The 20,261-nt window shown below is 64.3% G+C and carries 21 protein-coding genes; 6 read left to right on the forward strand and 15 right to left on the reverse strand.

Annotated features, from left to right (window positions below; translation table 11 throughout):
* The 3 genes from rplM to erpA form a co-directional block, all read left to right on the forward strand.
* A partial coding sequence (gene rplM / locus ACTHL0_RS26320; protein ID WP_440570034.1) for a 50S ribosomal protein L13 occupies positions 1-349 on the forward strand: 349 nt, incomplete at its 5' end.
* 11 nt (positions 350-360) lie between these two features.
* Positions 361-753 carry a 30S ribosomal protein S9 gene (rpsI, locus tag ACTHL0_RS26325; RefSeq protein ID WP_440570036.1) on the forward strand — a complete coding sequence of 131 codons (393 nt, stop codon included), beginning with the start codon at positions 361-363 and terminating at the stop codon, positions 751-753.
* 268 nt (positions 754-1,021) lie between these two features.
* Positions 1,022-1,387 (forward strand): iron-sulfur cluster insertion protein ErpA, encoded by a 366-nt coding sequence (erpA, locus tag ACTHL0_RS26330; protein ID WP_440536736.1) that lies wholly within the window; start codon positions 1,022-1,024, stop codon positions 1,385-1,387.
* 173 nt (positions 1,388-1,560) lie between these two features.
* On the opposite strand, the gene ACTHL0_RS26335 is transcribed toward erpA, so the two are convergent.
* A complete protein-coding gene (locus ACTHL0_RS26335) occupies positions 1,561-2,757 on the reverse strand; it encodes an anhydro-N-acetylmuramic acid kinase (protein WP_440570038.1) in 1,197 nt (398 codons plus the stop codon).
* 200 nt (positions 2,758-2,957) lie between these two features.
* Between ACTHL0_RS26335 and tyrS the strand changes: the two genes are divergently transcribed.
* The 3 genes from tyrS to ACTHL0_RS26350 all read left to right on the forward strand — a co-directional run bounded on the left by tyrS (position 2,958) and on the right by ACTHL0_RS26350 (position 5,418).
* Positions 2,958-4,205 carry a tyrosine--tRNA ligase gene (gene tyrS / locus ACTHL0_RS26340; RefSeq protein ID WP_440570040.1) on the forward strand — a complete coding sequence of 416 codons (1,248 nt, stop codon included), beginning with the start codon at positions 2,958-2,960 and terminating at the stop codon, positions 4,203-4,205.
* A 66-nt stretch (positions 4,206-4,271) separates the two neighbouring features.
* A complete protein-coding gene (gene dtd / locus ACTHL0_RS26345; RefSeq protein WP_440570042.1) occupies positions 4,272-4,730 on the forward strand; it encodes a D-aminoacyl-tRNA deacylase in 459 nt (152 codons plus the stop codon).
* Positions 4,731-4,752: 22 nt separating this feature from the next.
* The gene (locus ACTHL0_RS26350) at positions 4,753-5,418 is read left to right on the forward strand and encodes a histidine phosphatase family protein (RefSeq protein ID WP_440570044.1); all 666 of its coding nucleotides are present in this window, start codon (positions 4,753-4,755) and stop codon (positions 5,416-5,418) included.
* On the opposite strand, the gene ACTHL0_RS26355 is transcribed toward ACTHL0_RS26350, so the two are convergent.
* The 14 genes from ACTHL0_RS26355 to ACTHL0_RS26420 all read right to left on the reverse strand — a co-directional run bounded on the left by ACTHL0_RS26355 (position 5,415) and on the right by ACTHL0_RS26420 (position 20,045).
* Positions 5,415-6,356: an oxygenase MpaB family protein gene (locus ACTHL0_RS26355; RefSeq protein ID WP_440570046.1), complete on the reverse strand. Its 942-nt coding sequence runs from the start codon at positions 6,354-6,356 to the stop codon at positions 5,415-5,417. The genes ACTHL0_RS26350 and ACTHL0_RS26355 overlap by 4 nt on opposite strands.
* 44 nt (positions 6,357-6,400) lie before the next feature.
* Complete coding sequence (gene ruvB / locus ACTHL0_RS26360) at positions 6,401-7,468, reverse strand: Holliday junction branch migration DNA helicase RuvB (RefSeq protein ID WP_440570047.1); 1,068 nt, start codon at positions 7,466-7,468, stop codon at positions 6,401-6,403.
* Positions 7,469-7,534: 66 nt separating this feature from the next.
* Positions 7,535-8,116: a Holliday junction branch migration protein RuvA gene (gene ruvA / locus ACTHL0_RS26365; RefSeq protein ID WP_440536749.1), complete on the reverse strand. Its 582-nt coding sequence runs from the start codon at positions 8,114-8,116 to the stop codon at positions 7,535-7,537.
* Between the two features lie 73 nt (positions 8,117-8,189).
* Positions 8,190-8,732: a crossover junction endodeoxyribonuclease RuvC gene (gene ruvC / locus ACTHL0_RS26370; protein WP_440570049.1), complete on the reverse strand. Its 543-nt coding sequence runs from the start codon at positions 8,730-8,732 to the stop codon at positions 8,190-8,192.
* A 122-nt stretch (positions 8,733-8,854) separates the two neighbouring features.
* Positions 8,855-10,006 (reverse strand): DSD1 family PLP-dependent enzyme, encoded by a 1,152-nt coding sequence (locus ACTHL0_RS26375; protein WP_440570051.1) that lies wholly within the window; start codon positions 10,004-10,006, stop codon positions 8,855-8,857.
* A gap of 8 nt (positions 10,007-10,014) precedes the next feature.
* The gene (locus tag ACTHL0_RS26380) at positions 10,015-10,836 is read right to left on the reverse strand and encodes a hypothetical protein (protein WP_440570052.1); all 822 of its coding nucleotides are present in this window, start codon (positions 10,834-10,836) and stop codon (positions 10,015-10,017) included.
* 38 nt (positions 10,837-10,874) lie between these two features.
* Positions 10,875-12,923 (reverse strand): CHASE2 domain-containing protein, encoded by a 2,049-nt coding sequence (locus ACTHL0_RS26385; RefSeq protein ID WP_440570054.1) that lies wholly within the window; start codon positions 12,921-12,923, stop codon positions 10,875-10,877.
* 13 nt (positions 12,924-12,936) lie between these two features.
* Positions 12,937-13,527 (reverse strand): OmpA family protein, encoded by a 591-nt coding sequence (locus ACTHL0_RS26390; protein WP_440570055.1) that lies wholly within the window; start codon positions 13,525-13,527, stop codon positions 12,937-12,939.
* A 41-nt stretch (positions 13,528-13,568) separates the two neighbouring features.
* On the reverse strand, positions 13,569-14,012 hold the full coding sequence (locus ACTHL0_RS26395; RefSeq protein ID WP_440570057.1) for a FecR family protein: 444 nt from the start codon (positions 14,010-14,012) through the stop codon (positions 13,569-13,571).
* Between the two features lie 327 nt (positions 14,013-14,339).
* Complete coding sequence (purH, locus tag ACTHL0_RS26400; protein ID WP_440570059.1) at positions 14,340-15,905, reverse strand: bifunctional phosphoribosylaminoimidazolecarboxamide formyltransferase/IMP cyclohydrolase; 1,566 nt, start codon at positions 15,903-15,905, stop codon at positions 14,340-14,342.
* A 38-nt stretch (positions 15,906-15,943) separates the two neighbouring features.
* The gene (locus tag ACTHL0_RS26405; RefSeq protein WP_102609481.1) at positions 15,944-16,177 is read right to left on the reverse strand and encodes a Fis family transcriptional regulator; all 234 of its coding nucleotides are present in this window, start codon (positions 16,175-16,177) and stop codon (positions 15,944-15,946) included.
* Positions 16,174-17,238 (reverse strand): tRNA dihydrouridine synthase DusB, encoded by a 1,065-nt coding sequence (gene dusB / locus ACTHL0_RS26410; RefSeq protein ID WP_440570083.1) that lies wholly within the window; start codon positions 17,236-17,238, stop codon positions 16,174-16,176. The genes ACTHL0_RS26405 and dusB overlap by 4 nt, the downstream gene beginning before the upstream one ends.
* Positions 17,239-17,386: 148 nt before the next feature.
* On the reverse strand, positions 17,387-18,637 hold the full coding sequence (locus ACTHL0_RS26415) for a UbiH/UbiF/VisC/COQ6 family ubiquinone biosynthesis hydroxylase (RefSeq protein WP_440570060.1): 1,251 nt from the start codon (positions 18,635-18,637) through the stop codon (positions 17,387-17,389).
* 4 nt (positions 18,638-18,641) lie between these two features.
* A complete protein-coding gene (locus tag ACTHL0_RS26420) occupies positions 18,642-20,045 on the reverse strand; it encodes an aminopeptidase P N-terminal domain-containing protein (protein WP_440570062.1) in 1,404 nt (467 codons plus the stop codon).
* Positions 20,046-20,261 lie beyond the last annotated feature (216 nt).

Here is a 20,261-nt window from a genome sequence, read left to right on the forward strand (position 1 = left end):
TGTCGCCAGCGAAGTGGCACGCCGTCTTCGCGGCAAGCATAAGCCTGAGTTCACCCCGCACGTCGATACCGGTGATTTCATCATCGTCATCAACGCCGGCAAGCTGAAGGTCACGGGCAACAAGACCTTGGACAAGAAGTACTACCGTCACTCGGGCTACCCGGGCGGCATCTACGAAACGACGTTCGGCAAGATGCAGGAACGCTTCCCGGGCCGTGCGCTCGAGAAGGCGGTCAAGGGCATGCTGCCGAAGGGCCCGCTCGGCTACGCGATGATCAAGAAGCTGAAGGTCTACGCAGAAGCCACGCATCCGCATTCGGCTCAACAGCCGAAGGCGCTCGAGATCTAAGGGGAGCCCACATGATCGGTAACTGGAATTACGGTACGGGCCGCCGCAAGAGCGCCGTCGCTCGTGTCTTCATCAAGGCAGGCAAGGGCGACATCGTCGTCAACGGCAAGCCCATCGCGGATTACTTCTCGCGTGAAACGTCGCTGATGATCGTGCGCCAGCCGCTGGAACTCACGAACCACGCCACGACGTTCGACATCAAGGTCAACGTATCGGGCGGCGGTGAAACGGGTCAAGCCGGTGCGGTTCGCCACGGCATCACGCGCGCGCTGATGGACTACGACGCGACGCTGAAGTCGGCTCTGTCGAACGCCGGCTTCGTGACGCGCGATGCGCGTGAAGTCGAACGTAAGAAGGTCGGCTTCCACAAGGCACGTCGCAGGAAGCAATTCTCGAAGCGTTAATCGCTTCGAAGCGCCCGCTTGCTGTGGGGTGCTGCCGAAAAAGCCGCCGCTGCATCCGCACGGCGGCTTTTTTGTTTGGGTTCGCCTTTACTTCGCTTGGTTCGCCCCTATCTGGGGGTGTAGGCCGGCGCCCTTGCCGCCGCGGCGGTTGGTGCGAGAACCCATTGCATTCATAGGGTTACCGCAGAAGGGCACAGCACGAGTCGGCGAAGGGCCATACAATAGCGCGTGTAAGCAATCGCGCTTAGCAGCTTTTTGGAGAGTTCTAATGACCGCCGTCACCGATACCCCCGTGACCGAAATGCCGAGCCCCTTCGTCTTCACGGACGCGGCGGCCGATAAGGTGAAACAACTGATCGACGAGGAAGGCAATCCCGACCTCAAGCTGCGCGTGTTCGTGCAAGGGGGCGGCTGCTCGGGCTTCCAGTACGGTTTTACGTTCGATGAGACGATCAACGAAGACGATACGGTCATGAACAAGGCCGGCGTGCAACTGCTGATCGATTCGATGAGCTACCAATATCTGGTCGGCGCGGAAATCGACTACAAGGACGATATCAACGGCGCGCAATTCGTCATCAAGAACCCGAACGCGTCGACCACCTGCGGCTGCGGCTCGTCGTTCTCGGTTTGATGCATCGCTGAACGATCGATGGGCGAGGGCGGTTTGTTTCGCCGCCCATCGATGCGACGGGGCTTCGGCCCCGTTTTTTATTGGTGCGGCATAGGCGATAGGCGATAGCACGGCCGTGCTGCCGTTCCCGCCGCTGGGCCGGGCTCTTTCCGCCGCTTCATGCGGCGGTACCCTTAGCGTGGATAGATCGCCCCGAGCACGCGTTCCCCGGCCGCGCCCGTGACGGCGGGCAAGTTTCCGGCGGTGCGCTCGATGCAGCGCATGGCGAGCCACGCGAAGGCCAGCGCTTCGACATGATGCGGCGGCACGCCGAGGGCTTCGGTCGTCATGACCGACACGCCGCAGACGCCGCTTCGTTCGAGCGCGTATTGGAGCGCCTTCAGCAGCTCCGGGTTGCGGGCACCGCCGCCGCAGACGTACACCGCACGGGAGCCCGGCGCATGCCGTTCGATTTCGCGGGCGACGCTCACGGCCGTCAGCGCGGCTAGCGTCGCTTGGACATCAGCCGGCGCCAGCGCTTCGAAGCCCGCGAGCTTGGCGTCGAGCCACTGCGCATTGAACAGATCCCGCCCCGTGCTCTTGGGCGGCGCCTGCTCGAAGAACGGCTCGTTGAGCAGGGCGTTCAGCAGGGGTTGATGCACGGCGCCGCTTGCCGCGAATCGTCCGCCTTCGTCGTAGGGGGTGCCCAGATGACGCTGCGCCCATTCGTCGAGCAAGACGTTCGCGGGGCCGCAATCGAAACCGCGGATGGCCTCGCCGTCGCGGCTGCCGCCACTCGCCCGGTCCTCCCGGCTCGTCGCTCGGATCCGTGCCGGCGGCAAAACCGTAATGTTGCTGATGCCGCCCAGATTGCATACGACGCGCGTTTCATCTTCCGCGCCGAAGATCTGCGCGTGGAACGCCGGAACAAGCGGCGCGCCTTGTCCACCGGCTGCCACGTCGCGGGTCCGAAAATCGGCGACGACATCGATATGCGTCATCTCGGCGAGTAGCGCGGGATTGTTGATCTGCTTCGTGTAGCCCTTTTCCGGACGGTGGCGCACGGTCTGGCCGTGCACGCCAATGGCACGAACGCGTGCGGGCGGGACGTTGCCGCCGCGCAAGAGCTCATGACAGCACACAGCGTAGCGTGCGGCCAGCGCGCTGGCGGCCAGCGCCTCGCGCTCGATTTCGTTTTCGCCCGGCTGCTGCAGGGCGAATAGCGCCTCGCGCAGGCCGTCGGCGAAACCGACAAACGCATCGGCGAGCACGCGCGGCGCCTCGCCCCTGCGAAACTCGACGGCGATGCCATCGACGCCATCCATGCTCGTGCCCGACATCAGCCCGAAATACACGCCGTCGGCACCGGTTTGTGTCGCACTTGCGGCCAATTCCTACTCCTCGTCGTTGTGGGTGGCCCCGTGAAGGCGCCCTGACAAAGCATCCATTGCCTTGCGGCTGTCTTGCGGACCGATTATCCGCGAGAACGGCGCCGTGCGCTAAGCGCCGCTCGATCGTGTCAGTCGCTCCCTCAGATATGGGACAATCGAACCTTTTGCACCGTCCGTCAGCCGGATCACCGATCTGAAGAATGAGCACCGAGTCCACTTCCAAGCCTGCCTCGCCGTTTCCGATCACGGACGAGGTGCGTCACGCCCTGGCCGTCGCGAAGCGCGGCGCCGATGAACTGCTGATCGAAGACGAGTTCGCGCAAAAGCTGGCTCGCAGCGCGGCCACGGGTACGCCGCTGCGAATCAAGCTGGGCCTCGATCCGACCGCTCCCGATATCCACATCGGGCACACCGTCGTCCTGAACAAGATGCGCCAGCTTCAGGACCTCGGCCACACCGTCATCTTTCTCATCGGCGATTTCACGTCGTTGATTGGTGATCCGTCCGGCCGCAACGCCACGCGTCCGCCGCTCACGCGCGAGCAGATCGAATCGAACGCGAAGACGTACTTCGAGCAAGCAGCGCTCGTGCTCGACCGCGAAAAAACCGAAATCCGCTACAACAGCGAGTGGTCGATGCCGCTCGGCGCCGACGGGATGATCAAGCTCGCGTCGCGCTATACGGTGGCGCGCATTCTCGAGCGCGAAGATTTTACGAAGCGCTTCCAAGGCGGCGTGCCGATTTCGATCCACGAATTTTTGTACCCGTTGATGCAAGGGTACGATTCGGTCGCCCTCAACGCCGATCTGGAACTGGGCGGTACGGATCAAAAGTTCAACCTGCTGGTCGGCCGCGAATTGCAAAAGCAATACGGGCAGGAACAGCAGTGCATCCTGACGATGCCGCTGCTCGAAGGGCTCGACGGCGTCGACAAAATGTCGAAGTCGAAGAACAACTACGTTGGGATTAGCGAAAAGCCGACCGACATGTTCGGCAAGCTCATGAGCATTTCAGACGTGCTGATGTGGCGCTATTTCGAGCTGCTCTCGTTCCGCAGTCTCGGCGAAATCGCGGGCTTTAAACGTGAAGCCGAAGAGGGCCGCAATCCCCGGGACTTCAAGGTGCTGCTCGCGCAGGAAATCGTCGCGCGCTTCCATTCGCAGGGCGATGCCGAGCGCGCGCTGGAGGATTTCAATCACCGCGCGAAAGGCGGTGTGCCTGACGATATCCCTTCGGTGGCGCTCACCGGCGCGCCGCTCGCCATCGGTCAGTTGCTCAAGCAAGCGGGCCTTGTGCCGTCGACGAGCGAGGCGCTGCGCAACATCGAGCAAGGCGGTGTGAAGATCGACGGCGCGACAGTGTCCGACAAGGGCCTGAAACTCGAAGCCGGCGAGTTCATCGTGCAGGTCGGCAAGCGCCGTTTCGCGCGCGTCACGCTTACGGCGTAAGGAGCGGTTCGTGTTCACTTGGCGTTGCGCCGCACAGGCGGGCGCCATTCGCGAGAGAGGGTGTCGATGATCGCCCTGATTCAACGCGTGACGCAGGCCAGTGTGCGCGTGGGCGACCGCGTCACGGGCGAGATCGGGGTGGGGCTGCTTGCGCTTGTCTGTGCCGAACGCGGCGACACGGAAGCATCTGCTGACAAACTACTCGCCAAGGTGCTCGGGTATCGCGTATTCAGCGATGCAGCCGGCAAGATGAATCTGCCCGTGACGAATATCGACGGGGCAGGCCGTGCGGGTGGCCTGCTGCTCGTTTCCCAATTCACGCTCGCTGCCGATACCAACAGCGGCCTGCGGCCGAGCTTTACGCCGGCGGCGGCGCCCGAAGAGGGAAAGCGGCTGTTCGACTACTTCGTCGCAAAGGCTCGTGCGAGCCATCCTATCGTCGAAACCGGAGAGTTCGGGGCGATGATGCAGGTGTCGCTCGTCAACGATGGGCCCGTGACGTTCTGGCTGCAAACGCATCCCTGACTCATTTCTCGATTGGCTGCCGATGCCCACGCAAGTGCTTTTTATCCGACATGGCGAGACGACTTGGAACCGTGTGAAACGGATCCAAGGGCACATCGATATCCCGCTTGCCGAAACCGGCCTGGAACAGGCGCAGCGCCTGGCCGAGCGGCTCATGCGCGACGCGCGCGAGGGTGTGCGGCTCGATGCCATCTATTCGAGCGATCTGCAGCGCGCGCAGCAAACGGCGTTGCCTGCGGCGTCGGCGCTCGGGATCGTGCCGCGGCTGGACGAAGGCTTACGCGAGCGCGCCTATGGCATTTTCCAGGGCCATGACAGCGAGGAAATCGCGCAGCGCTATCCGGACGATTACGCGCGCTGGCAAACGCGTGATCCGGGGTTCGTGCCGGCTGGCGGCGAATCGGTGCGGGCGTTCTATCACCGGATCGTGCATGCCGTGGCAGCGATCGTGGCCAAGCATCCGGGCGGCCGCATCGCTTGTGTCACGCATGGCGGGGTTCTTGATTGCGTCTATCGCTATGCGCACGGCCTCGCGCTTGACGCGCCGCGGAGCTACGCGTTGCTTAATACGAGTATCAACACCGTTGAGTTCGGCGATGACGGGGCGGCGACGGTGCTCGATTGGGCGGATGTCTCGCACCTGAGTGGCGCGAGTGATGATGATGGGTTGGCGAAGGGGCGCGCCTAAACCTCTGCCTTGCCCCCCGCCCTTCGTCTGGCACGTTTCGACACCGCATTCACGTGCGCCCAACGAATCACCGGGACGACAAGCCGTACGCCCGGGCGTGCGAGCATCGCACGCATGCGCGCAAGCGGCGTGAACCCCAGCATCTGCTGCGCCCACGGCGGCAGTAAATCGACGCCGGCGCTCAGCATCAAACTCACCACCGGTTTCAGCAGCGGCTGATCGGGCGGCGCCGCATGTCGCAAAATGCGCACCACTTCATGCGTCCGGGGCCCCGCCTCAAGCTCGGGGCGCATCGACGACACATACTCGGCCACCTGTGCACGCGTCTCGGGAACATCGCGCGCACCGAGCAGTTTCGCGATTTGTGCCACCTCCGCGTAGTAGCGATCCTGTTCTGCTGGGGATAGCGCGGGATTCACATACCGCAAATGCGCCGCCAGAAAGCTCGACACTTCCGCCACGTGCACCCAGGTCAGCAATGCCGGATCGCTTGCCCGATAAGGGCGGCCATCGGGCGCCGTGCCTGTCACCGAAAGATGGATTCGTTTCACGCGCTCGATCAGCGCCAGCGCATCGGCGCGTGAGCCGTACGTTGTACCCGCGATGAACGTGGCCGTGCGCCGAAGCCGTCCCGGCATGTCGGTGCGAAACGTGGAGTGATCCCAAACGCCGGCGAGCGCCAACGGGTGCAGCGCCTGCAGCATCAACGCGCTGATGCCGCCGATCATCATCGAGGTGAAATCGGCATGCACCTGCCAGCAGACGGCGCCGGGGCCGAACAGGCCCGGATCGCCGGGCGGTTGCTCATAATCGAGCGTCGGGCCGCTCCCGCTCGTGACGCTGAGTACGCTTTGCGAGATCCGTCGACGCAAGCGCATGACGAACTCGGGAAGCTGCGCGTTAGGCGCGTTGATTGGGCGATCGGCCGGTTCGGACATCGTTGCGGCGCCTCGAAGCCGTTAGAAGAAGGGGGACGGCGCGCTTACGCGTTGCCCGCGTCGTCCCACAACGTGCGCACGGTGCTTTGGGCGTCGGGCGCGGCCAGGCCAAAATGCCGGTAGGCGGCGAGCGTGGCCACGCGGCCGCGCGGTGTGCGCTGCAAGAAGCCTTGCTGAATCAGATACGGTTCGAGCACGTCTTCGATCGTATCGCGCTCCTCGCCGATCGCGGCGGCGAGGTTATCGACGCCGACCGGGCCGCCGTCGAACTTGTGCAGGATCGCTTCGAGCAGCTTGCGGTCCATCAGATCGAATCCCACCGGATCGACGTCGAGCATCGCCAACGCCGCATCGGCCACCCGCGCCGTAATCGACCCGTCCGCCTTGACTTCGGCGTAATCGCGCACGCGGCGCAGCAGGCGGTTCGCGATCCGCGGTGTGCCGCGCGAGCGTTTGGCGATCTCGAACGCACCGTCGGGGTGGATCTGCGCGCCGAGCAGCGCCGCCGAACGGCGCACGATGCGCGACAGTTGCTCCGCATCGTAGAACTCCAGGCGGGCAACGATACCGAACCGGTCCCGCAGCGGATTCGTCAGCATCCCGGCGCGGGTCGTCGCGCCGACGAGCGTAAACGGCTGAAGATCGAGCTTCACGCTGCGCGCGGCTGGGCCTTCGCCGATCATGATGTCGATCTGGTAATCCTCGAGCGCGGGATACAGGATTTCCTCGACAACAGGCGAAAGCCGGTGGATTTCATCGATGAACAGGACATCGTTCGCTTCGAGATTCGTCAGCAGCGCGGCGAGATCTCCCGCGCGCTCGAGCACGGGCCCCGACGTTTGGCGCAGATTGACGCCCATTTCGCGGGCAATGATGTGGGCGAGGGTGGTTTTGCCGAGGCCGGGTGGCCCAAACAGCAGGACGTGGTCGAGCGCTTCGGAGCGGCGTTTCGCGGCTTCGATGAAGATTTCGAGCTGACCGCGCACCTTTTCCTGTCCGACGTATTCGTCGAGCTGGCGCGGACGCAGCGCACGTTCGAATGCTTCTTCGTGCGACGACGCGGGCGTGGCGGCAATGATGCGCTCGCTGGCGAGCTTGTCGGTTTCGATCATGCGTGCCATTGTACCGCGCGCGCCGGCCGCTCAGGCCCGGCCACGCACCCCGGCGCGCGGGCGCCGTCAGCCCTTCGACAAGGATTTGAGCGCGAGCTTGATGCCCTCGGACACGCCGGTGCCGGCCGGCACGTTCTTGATCGCCGCCAGCGCTTCCTTCTCCGAGTAGCCCAGCGCAAGCAGGGCATTGAGGATATCGGAGGCATGGTCCGACGGCGAAGCCGCCGCCGCGGCCGCCCCGATGTCGGCGCCGAGCTTGCCCTTCAATTCGAGTAGCAGCCGTTCGGCTGTCTTCTTGCCGATGCCGGGCACGCGCGTCAGGCGGGCGGCGTCCTGCAGCGTGACGGCCTGGGCGAGTTCCTGCACGCTCATGCCCGAAAGCACAGCCAGCGCCATGCGCGCGCCGATACCACTGATCTTGAGCAATTCGCGGAACGTGGCTCGCTCCTGCACCGTGCCGAAGCCATACAGCAGATGCGCATCTTCGCGCACGATGAGCTGAGTCAGCAGGACGACTTTTTCGCCCGTCGACGGCAGATTGTAGAACGTGCTCATCGGCACGTCGACTTCATAGCCGACGCCGTTGCAATCGACGAGCAGATGCGGGGGATTCTTTTCGAGCAGGATGCCGGCAATACGACCGATCATGGCGGGTAGGCGTGAACCGAAAGCGCGAGTTTAGCGCACCGCGGCTGCCGATCGGAAACGGGCTGCTTCCCTGCTATCCCACGAGCCGCCCGCGCCGCACACGCAGGCCCTTTTTGGCCAGCGCGGGCGCGAGGCCGCCCAGCGTATCGAGCGTGTTGCCGCCGTGCGCGTGGCAAATCGCCATGCCGAGCGCGTCGGCCGCATCGGTCCCGGGTACGCCGGACAGGTTCAGCAAGCGCACGACCATCTGCTGCATCTGCTCCTTGGTCGCGCGGCCGTAGCCGACGACGGCCTGCTTCAGTTGCAGCGCGGTGTATTCGGCTACCGGGACGCCCCCGGCCACGAGCCCGCAAATCGCCGCGCCGCGCGCTTGACCGAGCAGCAGCGTCGATTGCGGATTGACGTTGACGAACACCTTTTCAATCGCCGATTGATCGGGTGTGTGCTGGCGAATCAGCGCCGAGACGCCGTCGAAGATCGTGCCGAGACGGGAGGGCAAGTCGCCTTCGCTCGTGCGGATGACGCCGCTTGTGACATAGGTGAGCCGCTGACCCGCCTGCTCGATGACGCCGAAGCCCGTGACGCGCAAGCCTGGGTCGATGCCGAGGATTCTCATGAACAAAAACCGGACAAAGTGCCCGAGATACTACAACGAACGGCGGCTTGCGCCTATGGTGGGGCGCATCGCCGCGAACTGCGCGGCGCCATTCCGTCGCAATGGCGCCTGCTCAATCATCATCAAAGCCTGCCGCGTGCCTCGATCGGCCAGATATCGACGAGCGTATCGCCCTCAATCACGTGATAGCGATCGTACAAATTGACCGTGGGATCGCAATGCGGGGTGATGAACTCGACATGCGCGCCGAGTGACGGCCGATGCGCCGGGTCGACGATAAGCTTGCCGTGCTCGTCGCCGAAGAACGCATAGCTCGAAGTGCCTTCGACGCCCGCTGCGGCGACGGGCGAGCCGCTATCGGTGGCGAAGCTCTTCGTGCCTGCATCGATCGTGACCCACTGAGGCGCTTGTGTGCTGATGACCGTGCTTTGGACGAACAGCGACGTGTCGAACGGCGAGGCTTCTGCGCCCTCGGCTAAGACATCGTTGTATTCCACGTCCATGAAGACATACGACCCCGGCTGCATTTCGGTGAACACGCCGGCGGACGCGTCGGCTTCATGCGTGCCGGTGCCCACGCCCGTCACGAGTTCGATGGGTATGCCGGCTGACTCGAGTTTCGCAACGAGCGACGCAACGGCGTCGCGTAGTTGGCTGGCCGCTGCCTTACGCTGCGCGGGCGCTTCGATGTGCTGAAAGTGCCCGCCGTAAGCCTGCACGCCGCGCAGTGTCAGCATGCCCGTATCGGCGATGGCGCGCGCGAGCGTCAGAGCGGCGTTTTCATCGGTGACGCCCGTCCGGTGATACCCGGCGTGGTAATCGATCACGACGTCGAGCGGGTAAGCGAGCCGGGCGGCGTGCACGGCCAGTTCCGCGACGTTGCGAGGATCGTCGACGACGACCATCAACTGCCGCGGGCCGGCGTGATCCGCGAGGGCAACGAAGCGGCGCAGCTTGTTTGTGCCGACGATGGGCGAGGTGACGAGCACACCGGGGATGCCGGCTTCGACCATGGCTTCGGCTTCGCCGAGCGTCGCGCAGCTCACGCCGAGCGCGCCGGCTTCGATCTGCATCCGCGCGATGCGCACCGATTTGTGGCTTTTGACGTGAGGCCGCAATCCAATGCCGTGGCGTTCGGCGATAGCCGCCATCTTGGCGATGTTCTTTTCCAGCGCCAGACGATCGAGCACGAGCGCCGGCGTGTCGAGGGTATGGCGGCTGCCGGGTACGCCTAAGAGGTACGCATTCGGGCCAAGGTTGCGGGAAGGTAACAAGGGAACTCCTAAGCGTGCTGCACGCCGACGACGCTATCGAAAAACCTCGACGGAATGCGTTGATGAACACCGGCTTCGATCAGCCGATTGCGTATGCCCCCGATCGGGATCCCCACCGCCGCCATCTTCTCGGTGATCCCGAGGAGCACACTGCCAACGTCGGCATCGATCGTTGGGCGACAGCGGCGCAAAAAGCGCTCGATGGCATCGGCCTGATGACCTAAGGCCAGCAGGAATGCGACTTCGTACTCGATACCGGCTAGTTCGCCGACCCCTTCGATTATCTCGGACTGCGTGCGATCGAGGCTGCATCCGAGACCAAACTGTGACCAGTAGCCGGGAAACAGAGCGGTGAACCGCGCCAGATCAACTTCGTATGCGCAATAGACGATACCCAGCACCGAATCTGACGGCCTATGCTTCAGCAAGAACTTGTCGAATACGAGCGCGCTGAGGCCCGTTTCGTACCGATGGATGTTCAGCACCGACTTCATCGCGCCGGCGTCGCCGCAGTCCAATAAGCTGCGGTCTTCTCGTACGAAGCAATCGGCAAACGCGGCGGTGCCTTCGCACGGCATATCGTGATCCATACGGCCAGCCACATCGTTGCCGCGAGACAGGCCGACAATCTTCCCGTAACGATCGGTGGCAGTCACATGACGTGATCGAATGTCCTTTATGCCAGCGATGACACTGCCGCCGGACGAGGCGACTTCGATGGTGTGCGCGAATCGTTCGATAAACGACTGCTGCTCGGAGGAGAAATGCTCGGGCTCGACAAGAGCGTAAGGCATGCGATGACCCTCGGTGGTGGCGGGAGCATCGAGCATGACAGCGTGCGGCAGGCGATCACGGAATCGCGTGAATTTCAGACTGACCGAAGTTCCGGCGATGATACGAAGGCATCGCTCGCGCGTGTTTGCGACGAATCGATTTCGTCCTCGTCGCGAAAGCTTCCTGCAATATGGCGGATCTCGTCTTCGATCTCGAAGAAGGCGTCCAGCACCACGGGATCGAATGTCGTGCCGCGCAGTTCGCGCATCATCGTCGTGGCCACCTCGTGTGAGAACGGTTCCTTGTAGCAGCGCCGACTGATCAATGCATCGTAAATATCGGCAACAGCCATGATTCGACCGGAAAGCGGGATGCTTTGACCCTGCAGGCCAGCCGGGTAGCCGGTGCCGTCCCACTTTTCGTGGTGCGTGGCCGCGATGTCACCGGCAATGGCGAGAAAGTTGTCGCCCTCGATCTGCTGCGCCGTGCTGAGGATGATTTGCCGGCCGAACTCGGGATGCTTGCGCATGATGACCCACTCCTGCTCCGTCAGACGGTCAGGCTTGAGCAGAATGTTGTCCGGCACGCCGACCTTGCCGATATCGTGCAGTGGCGCCGAGAGGAATAGCAGGTGGATATATTCATCGGTGAGGATATTGACGTAGTGGCCGCTGCCCCTGAGCCGCCGAGCGATCGCGCGCACGTAATGCTGAGTGCGTTTGATGTGCGCGCCGGTTTCCGGGTCGCGCGTCTCGGCGACGGCGGACATCGACTCGATGGTGACCTGGCGGGCGTTCTCCAACTGCTTGCGCCAGTGCCGCGCGCGACGCTGATGGAAGGCCGCGCGCACGACGACGCAGAGCCCGGTCAACATGCCCAGCACCAGCAGCGGTGCGGCCACCGGAACGAACATGCTGGCATGCAGGAAGGTGCCTGTGACCAGCGCCAGCAGCACGGCCGCAGCGGACAAGCCGACCGTGGCAAGCATCGCCAGGCTGAGGCCGGCGATGAATAAACCGCACAGCAGCGCGGCAAGCAACACGCTCACGATCAGCCCGGCCGTTCCCGCCCATACGGGAACGCGCACGGCATCACCATCCAGGATGTCCTGCGTCAGTACCGACTGAATCTTGAGTCCCGGGAAAAGACGATCCACGGCCGTCACATGCAGGTCGTTGAGCCCCGCCGCAGTCGAGCCGATGAAGACGATCTTGCCGCGCAGATCCTGCGCGCGCACACGACCGGCCAGCACATCCACCGCCGAGATGCTGGGATAACGATGCGAGGGGCCGTTGAAACGGAGAAGCGCGTAGCCAGATGGGTCGATGGGGACTTCATGCTGACCAATCCGAAGGGATAGGCCATCACGCCCAGACTCCACGCGTGCTGACGAAACCCCCAGCGCGTGCATTGTCGCAGCGAGCGCGAGGCTCGCGTGCACCACGCCGTGATATTCGATCAACAACGGTAGCCTGCGCAGCGCGCCGTCATGGTCGGGACGGACGTTGACGAAGCCGTTGACGCGCGTTTGGTGCGCAATCGCCTCGACGTTCTCCAGGACACCCGATGCACGATCGAGGCTCAGCAAATCGACGCGCCCGTCGAATCCGATGCCCGGACGCAAAGGCCTATCGTCTCTGGTGGCATGGTCGAAATAAAAATAACGCGCGCCCACCACGCCGGCTCGTGCCATCTGCTGGCCGAGATAGCCATCGTTATCGCGCAGGGCGGCCGGTACGCCGTTGAAGGAAAGGTCGACGTCGAAATCGCGCTTGAACGTCTGCTGGATTTCCGTCAACGAAACGCGGTCCGGTTCGGGCAGCATGACGTCCAGCGCAATCGCTGACGGCTGCTCCGCGGCAATCCGATCGATCAGCGCCGCCACACGATAACGCGGCCACGGCCACTGGCCCACGGCAGCGAGCGAAAGCTCGTCGACGTCGACCACGACGGTGTTCGCTGCCGGCCGTCCCGACGCCGTGTGCACCTGTAGCGCATCGAGGATCGCCCGGTCCAGGCGCGTGCACGGCGCAAGCTGAAACGACCCGCTCAGCCCGATGGCCAGCGCGAGTGCGAGGGCTGCCAGTACGAACACCAGAGCGGGGCGGCGGGGCAGTTTCGCGGATGTGGCATACGGGGTCATCGCGGCGCCTGCCTTAAAGAACGAAGATCTCTACGCGCCGATTGCGCGGCTCGCGCACACCACGCCGCGTGGGCACGAGAGGCTTCTTGTCGCCGAAGTACTGCACGTCGACGGGCAGGTCCTGCACGATTTGTTTCAATAGTGCCGCGATAAACCGGGCACGCTTGGCCGACAGCACCAGATTGTGCTCTGCCGTGCCGGCCTCATCGGCGTAACCGGAGACCGTGGCCTCGGTCGGCATGTGATCGTGCACGGTTCGAAGGATCTCGGGCAGCATCTGCCGCGACTTGGGCGTCAGGACCACACTATCGAACTCGAAGTTGAGGATGAAACTGCACGATCGCGGCGGCTCGGCGTCGAGCAGGCGGCGATGGGCTTGGTCGAACGCCTGCCGCTCCATGCCCATGGGCGCATCGGGCGCCGCGCCGGCGTTCTCGACGAAGACACTGCCGTACGCCTCGTCGATGCGTTGTTGCCCGCGTGCAGTGGTCACCGTGACCGCGCCGACATGCCCGCCCTGGTCCGGCAAAAGCGTGACGCGGGTCCCGGTCCCGGCCGCGCAACCGGAGAGCAATGTGACAAGCGCAAATAGAATGATCGCCAAGCCATTGACGCATCGCAGTTTCAGATGAGGCATGGCAAAGCTCAGTTCGCCTCGATCAGGAAGCGCGTCCCGCGCACGCCCACGGTAGCCGTCGGCGTTTCGATCTTCACCGACTGGGGCGCGGTTTTGCCGATCCTGCCGGATTCGTAGATGGCCGAGCCCTTGGCCATGTACACGGAGAAAGCGTATTGACCGGCGTCGGGTTCGAACACGTAGTCGCGCACCAGGATGTCGGCGCCGCCACCCAGCGTGAGCAACGTACCGTCCTTGAACACGATGGCCGCGGTGGCTTTAGGGGCCGCGATTACGCGATCGGAGATCTCGAGTTTCGTATTGCTGGCCACGTCGAGTGTCGCGCCGTCGCGTGTCACCTTGACGCTTCCCGATACGCTTCTGACCAGTGCGACGTAGTTAGCTGCTGCCATCGCAGGCCCGCTCAAGCAGACAAGCCAGACGAGGGAAAGCAGCAACAGGGGCTTCTTCATTGGGTTCTCATAGAAGATGGAATGGGCTCGCGGGCCCCGAGGACCATCGCAGCCGCATGGGTTGTGCAGAGATAAGCCGCCCGCCTGCCGTGACGGACCCCGTTTTGAGGGCGCAGAACTTCACGGCCATTCTTTTGATATCGGACGGCAGCCGCAAAGCTTTATGGTCCGGCCACGGAAGATGAGCGATTTTGTATTGCGCCCATGGCCGCTCGAAGGGAAACTGCCCGATGCTGGGGGCAGCAACAAAAAACCCGGCCGAAGCCGGGTTCCTACGCGGCGACGTAAGCCGCCAAGCGTCGGTTTCGATGAAGGTTCAGTGAACGTTCAATGACGGAAATGCCGCACGCTCGTGACGACCATAGCGATGTTGTGCTCGTCCGCCGCTGCGATCACTTCGTCGTCGCGCATCGAGCCGCCGGGCTGAATCACGCACGTCGCGCCCGCGGCCACGACGACATCAAGGCCGTCGCGGAACGGGAAAAACGCATCCGACGCCACGGTGGAGCCTTGCAGCGAAAGGCCGGCGTTTTGCGCCTTGATGCTGGCGATGCGCGCCGAATCGACACGGCTCATCTGGCCTGCACCCACGCCGAGCGTCATGCCCTTGCCGCAGAAGACGATCGCGTTCGACTTCACGAACTTCGCCACGCGCCAGGCGAACATCAGATCATCCATTTCCTGCGGGGTCGGGTAGCGCTTGGTGACCACGCGCAAATCGCGCGGCAGGACGTTCTTCGCATCGGGCGATTGCACAAGCAAACCACCGCCGACACGCTTGAAGTCGAATGCATTTTGACCCGCACCGAGTGCGATTTCGAGCACACGCACGTTCTGCTTCGCCGCAAGCACTTGCTTCGCGGCTTCCGTGAGCGAGGGGGCGATCAGCACTTCGACGAATTGCTTCGTCACGGCCTGAGCCGCGGCTTCATCCACTTCGCGGTTGAACGCGATGATGCCGCCGAACGCCGACGTGGGATCGGTCTGGAATGCCTTCGCATAGGCTTCGGCCGAATTGCCGGCGACGGCCACGCCGCACGGATTGGCATGCTTGACGATGACACAGGCGGGGGCGTCGAACGTCTTCACGCATTCCCACGCCGCGTCGGCGTCGGCGATGTTGTTGTACGACAGCTCTTTGCCTTGCAACTGACGATACGCGGCCAGCGCGCCCGCGGGCACGGCAACATCGCGATAGAACGCCGCGCTTTGATGCGGATTCTCGCCGTAGCGCAAGTCCTGCACTTTTTCGAAGGCGAGATTCAGCGTTTCGGGATACGTGTTGCGCGACGCATGTTGCAGGGCATCCGTGAGGCTCGTCAGATAATTCGTGATCGCGCCGTCGTACTGGGCCGTGTGTGCGAACACCTTCGTGGCGAGCCGGAAGTTCGTCTTGTAGCCGACGGTGTTGCCGTTCGCGCGCATTTCCTCGAGCACCGTCTCGTAATCGGCCGGATCGACGACGACGGTGACGTCGCGATGATTCTTCGCCGCCGAGCGCAGCATGGTCGGGCCGCCGATGTCGATGTTTTCGATGGCGTCCTCGAGCGTGCACTCGTCCTTCGCGATCGTCGCGACGAACGGGTACAGATTCACGACGAGCAGGTCGATTGTCGGAATGTCATGCTTTTCGAGAGCAGCCATATGCTCGGGCAAATCGCGGCGGGCGAGGATGCCGCCGTGCACCTTCGGATGCAGCGTCTTCACGCGCCCGTCGAGCATCTCGGGAAAGCCGGTGTAATCGGCCACTTCGGTCACAGGAAGACCGGCGTCGGCGAGCAGCTTGGCGGTGCCCCCCGTCGACAGAATCTTGACGCCGAGCGCCGACAGCGAACGAGCGAATTCGACGATACCCGACTTGTCGGAGACGGAAATGAGCGCTTGCTTGATCATGATGGGAACGATGGCCGGAAAGGAACGAAGGTGGCGCGTTACAACAAGCCGTGCTGCTGCAGCTTCTTGCGCAATGTGTTGCGGTTGATGCCGAGATAATCGGCGGCGAGCGACTGATTGCCGCCGGCCCGCTCGAGCACCACCTCGAGCATCGGTTTCTCGACGCATGACATCACCATGTCATAGACGTCGTGCGGGTTGGCGCCGTCGAGGTCCTGGAAGTACATGCCCAGGCTGTCGCGGACGCATTGTTCGATATTGTGCTTGCTCATGCTGCTAAAGGTTCGTTACGGTTCGGCTCGGTGTGTGCGGGCGTGTCCTCGTCGACATAGACGAGCCGGTCCGACAGCGCCTGCTGCTCGTCGAAAAACGCGTTGACTGCGACGAGCTGCTCGCGTGAGGTATCGAGCGTGTTCATCCGGTGCCGGAACGTATTGGCGCCGGAAAGGCCGCGAGTGTACCAGCCGATGTGTTTGCGTGCCGTGCGCACCCCCGTATATTCGCCGTAAAACGCATAGTGATCCTCAAGGTGCTCGTTCATCACTTGCCGGATTTCGGCGATACGCGGAGGCGGCAGCAGCTCGCCCGTTGCAAGGAAGTGTTCGATTTCCCGAAACAGCCACGGGCGTCCTTGTGCCGCCCGGCCGATCATGATCGCGTCGGCACCCGTTGCGGCCAGCACCGCGCGCGCCTTGGCCGGCGAATCGATGTCTCCATTGGCGACGACGGGAATGCGCACGGCCGCTTTCACGGCCGCGATCGTGTCGTACTCGGCTTCGCCGTGATAAAGATCGGCTCGCGTGCGGCCGTGAACCGTCAGCATCGAAATGCCGGCGGCTTCGGCCAGCCGGGCGATGTGCACCGCGTTGCGATTCTCGCGGTTCCAGCCCGTGCGAATCTTCAGCGTGACCGGTTCCGCACCCGGGCCGGTGCCCACGGCGGCGACGACGGCTTCCACGATGCGCACGACCAGCGGCTCGTTCTGCAACAGCGCCGAGCCGGCCGCGACGTTACAGACCTTCTTCGCCGGGCAGCCCATGTTGATGTCGATGATCTGCGCGCCGTTATCGACGTTGAAACGGGCCGCTTCCGCCATCATCGCCGGATCGGCCCCCGCGATCTGGACGGCGATCGGCTCGACTTCGCCGGCATGATTCGCGCGGCGCATCGTTTTTTCGCTTTTCCACAGCTGCGCATTCGATGCGACCATCTCGGACACGGCGTAGCCGGCACCGAGCCGCTTGCAAAGCTGACGGAACGGCCGATCCGCCACGCCCGCCATCGGTGCGACGAAAAGGTTGTTGCGCAGAGTGTGCGAGCCGAGCGTTGGCATCATGGAATGGAGCGGCTGCCCGAGCCGGCTGGGCACGGGCGCGGGAAGGCGGCCAGGGAAACGCGTATTTTACCGTTAACTGAGGGCGGCGAGCGCGCAGAGCCGGTAGCAACGCGCCATGCGCGGTTCGGGCGCCCGGACCGGCAGGTCAGCGGCGCTGGCCGAACATCATCTGGCGCGCGAGTGCCGTCTTGGCCGGCGGCACGCACTCGAGCGCCGTCAGCGCGAGGCCGCGCAGCGTGGCGAGCGGGCCGGCATCGAGCGTGAACAGCCGCGCGAGCGTATCGGTGGCGCCGATCGTCATGCGGCGATCGAAGGCGCGCCGGCGCGCGAACTGCGTGAGCGCTTCCGGCGTCGCTCCGCGACCCGCGAGCGCATCGGCGAGCGCGTGCGCATCGCGTAGCCCGAGGTTCAATCCCTGGCCGGCCACGGGATGCAGCGTTTGTGCCGCGTTGCCGATCGACGCGATCCGGCCGCGAACGAGCGTGTCGGCCGCGACGAGCCCGAGCGGAAAGGCCGCGCGGCCCTTGATCGATTCGAAGCGGCCCATGCGTTCGCCGAACGCGATACCGAGCTCCGCGAGCAGCGCCGCATCGGAAAGCTCGCCGCGCCGCGCAGCCTCGGCGGGGCGCATGCACCAGACGAGCGCGTAATCGGCGTGGCGTACGCCCCCCATCGGCAGCAGCGCGATCGGGCCTTCGTCGGTGAAGCGCTCCCACGCCACGTGGGGCTGAGGCGACGATACGGTCACGGTGCCGACAATCGCGGTTTGGCCGTAATCGCGTGTTGCGCGCTTGACGGCCAAGCTGGCGGATGGGGTATCCGCATCGACGGTTTCCGCGCCGGAGCGCTTTCCGTGCGCTTCGCCATAGAGTCCGCCCTCGGCATTGATCAGTACGCGCGTGCTCAGCGTGCGCTGAACGTGCGCGCTTTCGATCGTCAGCTTGACGACCTGCGCGCCTGGTTCGACATGCGGCGGCAACGCGCGGCAGCCGGTGAACCAATGCGTGTGCGTGCGGCGCACAGCGCCGGCCAGCGCATGGACGATCGAACCGTAGCGTGCGACATAGCCGAGCGCCGCCAGCCCATGTTCGCTGCGTTCGATCAGCGTGCGCCCAAAGCGGCCGCGCTGGGAAACGTGGATGCGCTCGATGGCATTGGCGTCGGCCGGCCACGCCCCGAACGGCTCGAGCAGCATGCGGCTGCCCTCGGAAATCGCGATGGCGCGCGGATCGCCGGCGGCGGCTTCCGGATCGCGGGCATCGACGAGCGCAACCGAAAGCGCGGCGCTCGCGCTGCGCCGCGCGAGCCATGCCGCCAGCGCGAGGCCGACAGGTCCCGCGCCGACGATGGTCACGTCGAATTCATGCGGTGCGTGCACGGAATGCCTCTCGCTCATGCGTTCACGCGGCCGTCGATGTTTGCCGGCCGTCGCGCATCACGGCTTCGATCGCATCGGGTTCGACGGGGATGTCACGCGTGATCAGAACACATCCGTCCTCGGTGACGATGGCGTCGTCTTCGATGCGGATGCCGATGTTCCAATATTGTTCGGGCACGTCGGGGGCGGCGCGCACGTACAGGCCCGGCTCGATCGTCAGCGCCATCGATGCCTGCAGCGAGCGCCACGGCAAGGCGCCCGAGGCGTCCGGCAGCGCGCTCCGCTCGCGGTAGTCGCCGCAGTCGTGCACGTCCATGCCGATCCAGTGGCCGGTGCGGTGCATGTAGAACCGCGAATACGCCCGCTCCGCGATGACATCCTCGACCGACGCATACTTCGTGCGCTCGATGATGCCCGTATCGAGCAGCCCTTGCGCCAAGACGCGCACCGCGGCGTCGTGCGGCACCTCGAAGCCGACGCCGGGCCGGGTGGCATCGATCGCCGCTTGCTGAGCGGCCAGCACGATGTCGTACAGTTCGCGCTGCGCCGGCGAGAAGCGGCCGTTCGCGGGGAACGTGCGCGTGATGTCGGAGGCATAGCCGTCGAGCTCGCAGGCGGCATCGATCAAAATGAGATCGCCATCGCGGGCAATCGCATTGCCGGCCGGGTAATGCAGCACGCAGGCATTGGCGCCCGCGGCGACGATCGAACCGTAGGCGGGCGCCTGGGCGCCGTTGCGGCGGAACGTGTAGAGAAGTTCCGCCTCGAGTTCGTATTCCCGCATGCCGGGACGGCATACCTGCATGGCGCGCCGATGCGCCTCGGCCGAAATACGCGCCGCCTGGCGCATGATCGCGAGTTCGTGCTCGTCCTTGATGAGGCGCATGTCGTCGAGAATCGGCTGGACGTCGGCCAGCCTGACGGGCGCGGCCACGCCGCTGCGGCCTTGCGCGCGCACGGCTTCGAGCCAGCGCCGCACTTGACTGTCGAATTCGGCCGAGCGTCCGAATCCGTAAAAGAGCGCCGGTGCATCGGCGATGATGCGGGGCACCTGGGTGTCGAGCTCTTCGATCGGATAGGCCGCGTCGAACCCGAACGCCTCGCGCGCCGCCTCGGGGCCGTAATGGAATCCTTCCCAGGTTTCGCGCTCGGCGTTCTTCGTCCGGCAAAACAGAATGGAAGAGGGCTCGCCGGCTTGCGCGGTCGCATCGAGCACGATGAACGACTGCGGTTCCGCGAAACCGCTTAAGTAGTAGAAATAGCTGTCGTGGCGATACGGATAATCGGTATCGCGGTTGCGCAGCGCCTCGGGCGCCGTGGGCACGAGCGCGACGCCGCCTCCGGCGGCGCGCATGGCGGCGAGCAGGCGCTCGCGCCGGGCCTGATGGACGGAGACGGCGATGGGGGATTCGGTCGGCGTATTCATTCGTGGGATTGTACTGCTCAATCGGGCCGACTTTCCGGGGGCGCAGGCTTGTCCGACCGATATGATGGCGTCGGCAATACGTCGTTTCGGGCTCCGGCGACGTTATACTCTTTCTCGCACTTCGCCAGGGCCCTGTCGAACCGATTCGCGTGAGAAGCCGTCGCTGGCCGAGCATGGGTGCCGCGTGCACGACGCGGCGGGCGCGAAACCCGTTCG

Source organism: Trinickia sp., assembly GCF_051961175.1.
GTDB lineage: Bacteria > Pseudomonadota > Gammaproteobacteria > Burkholderiales > Burkholderiaceae > Trinickia.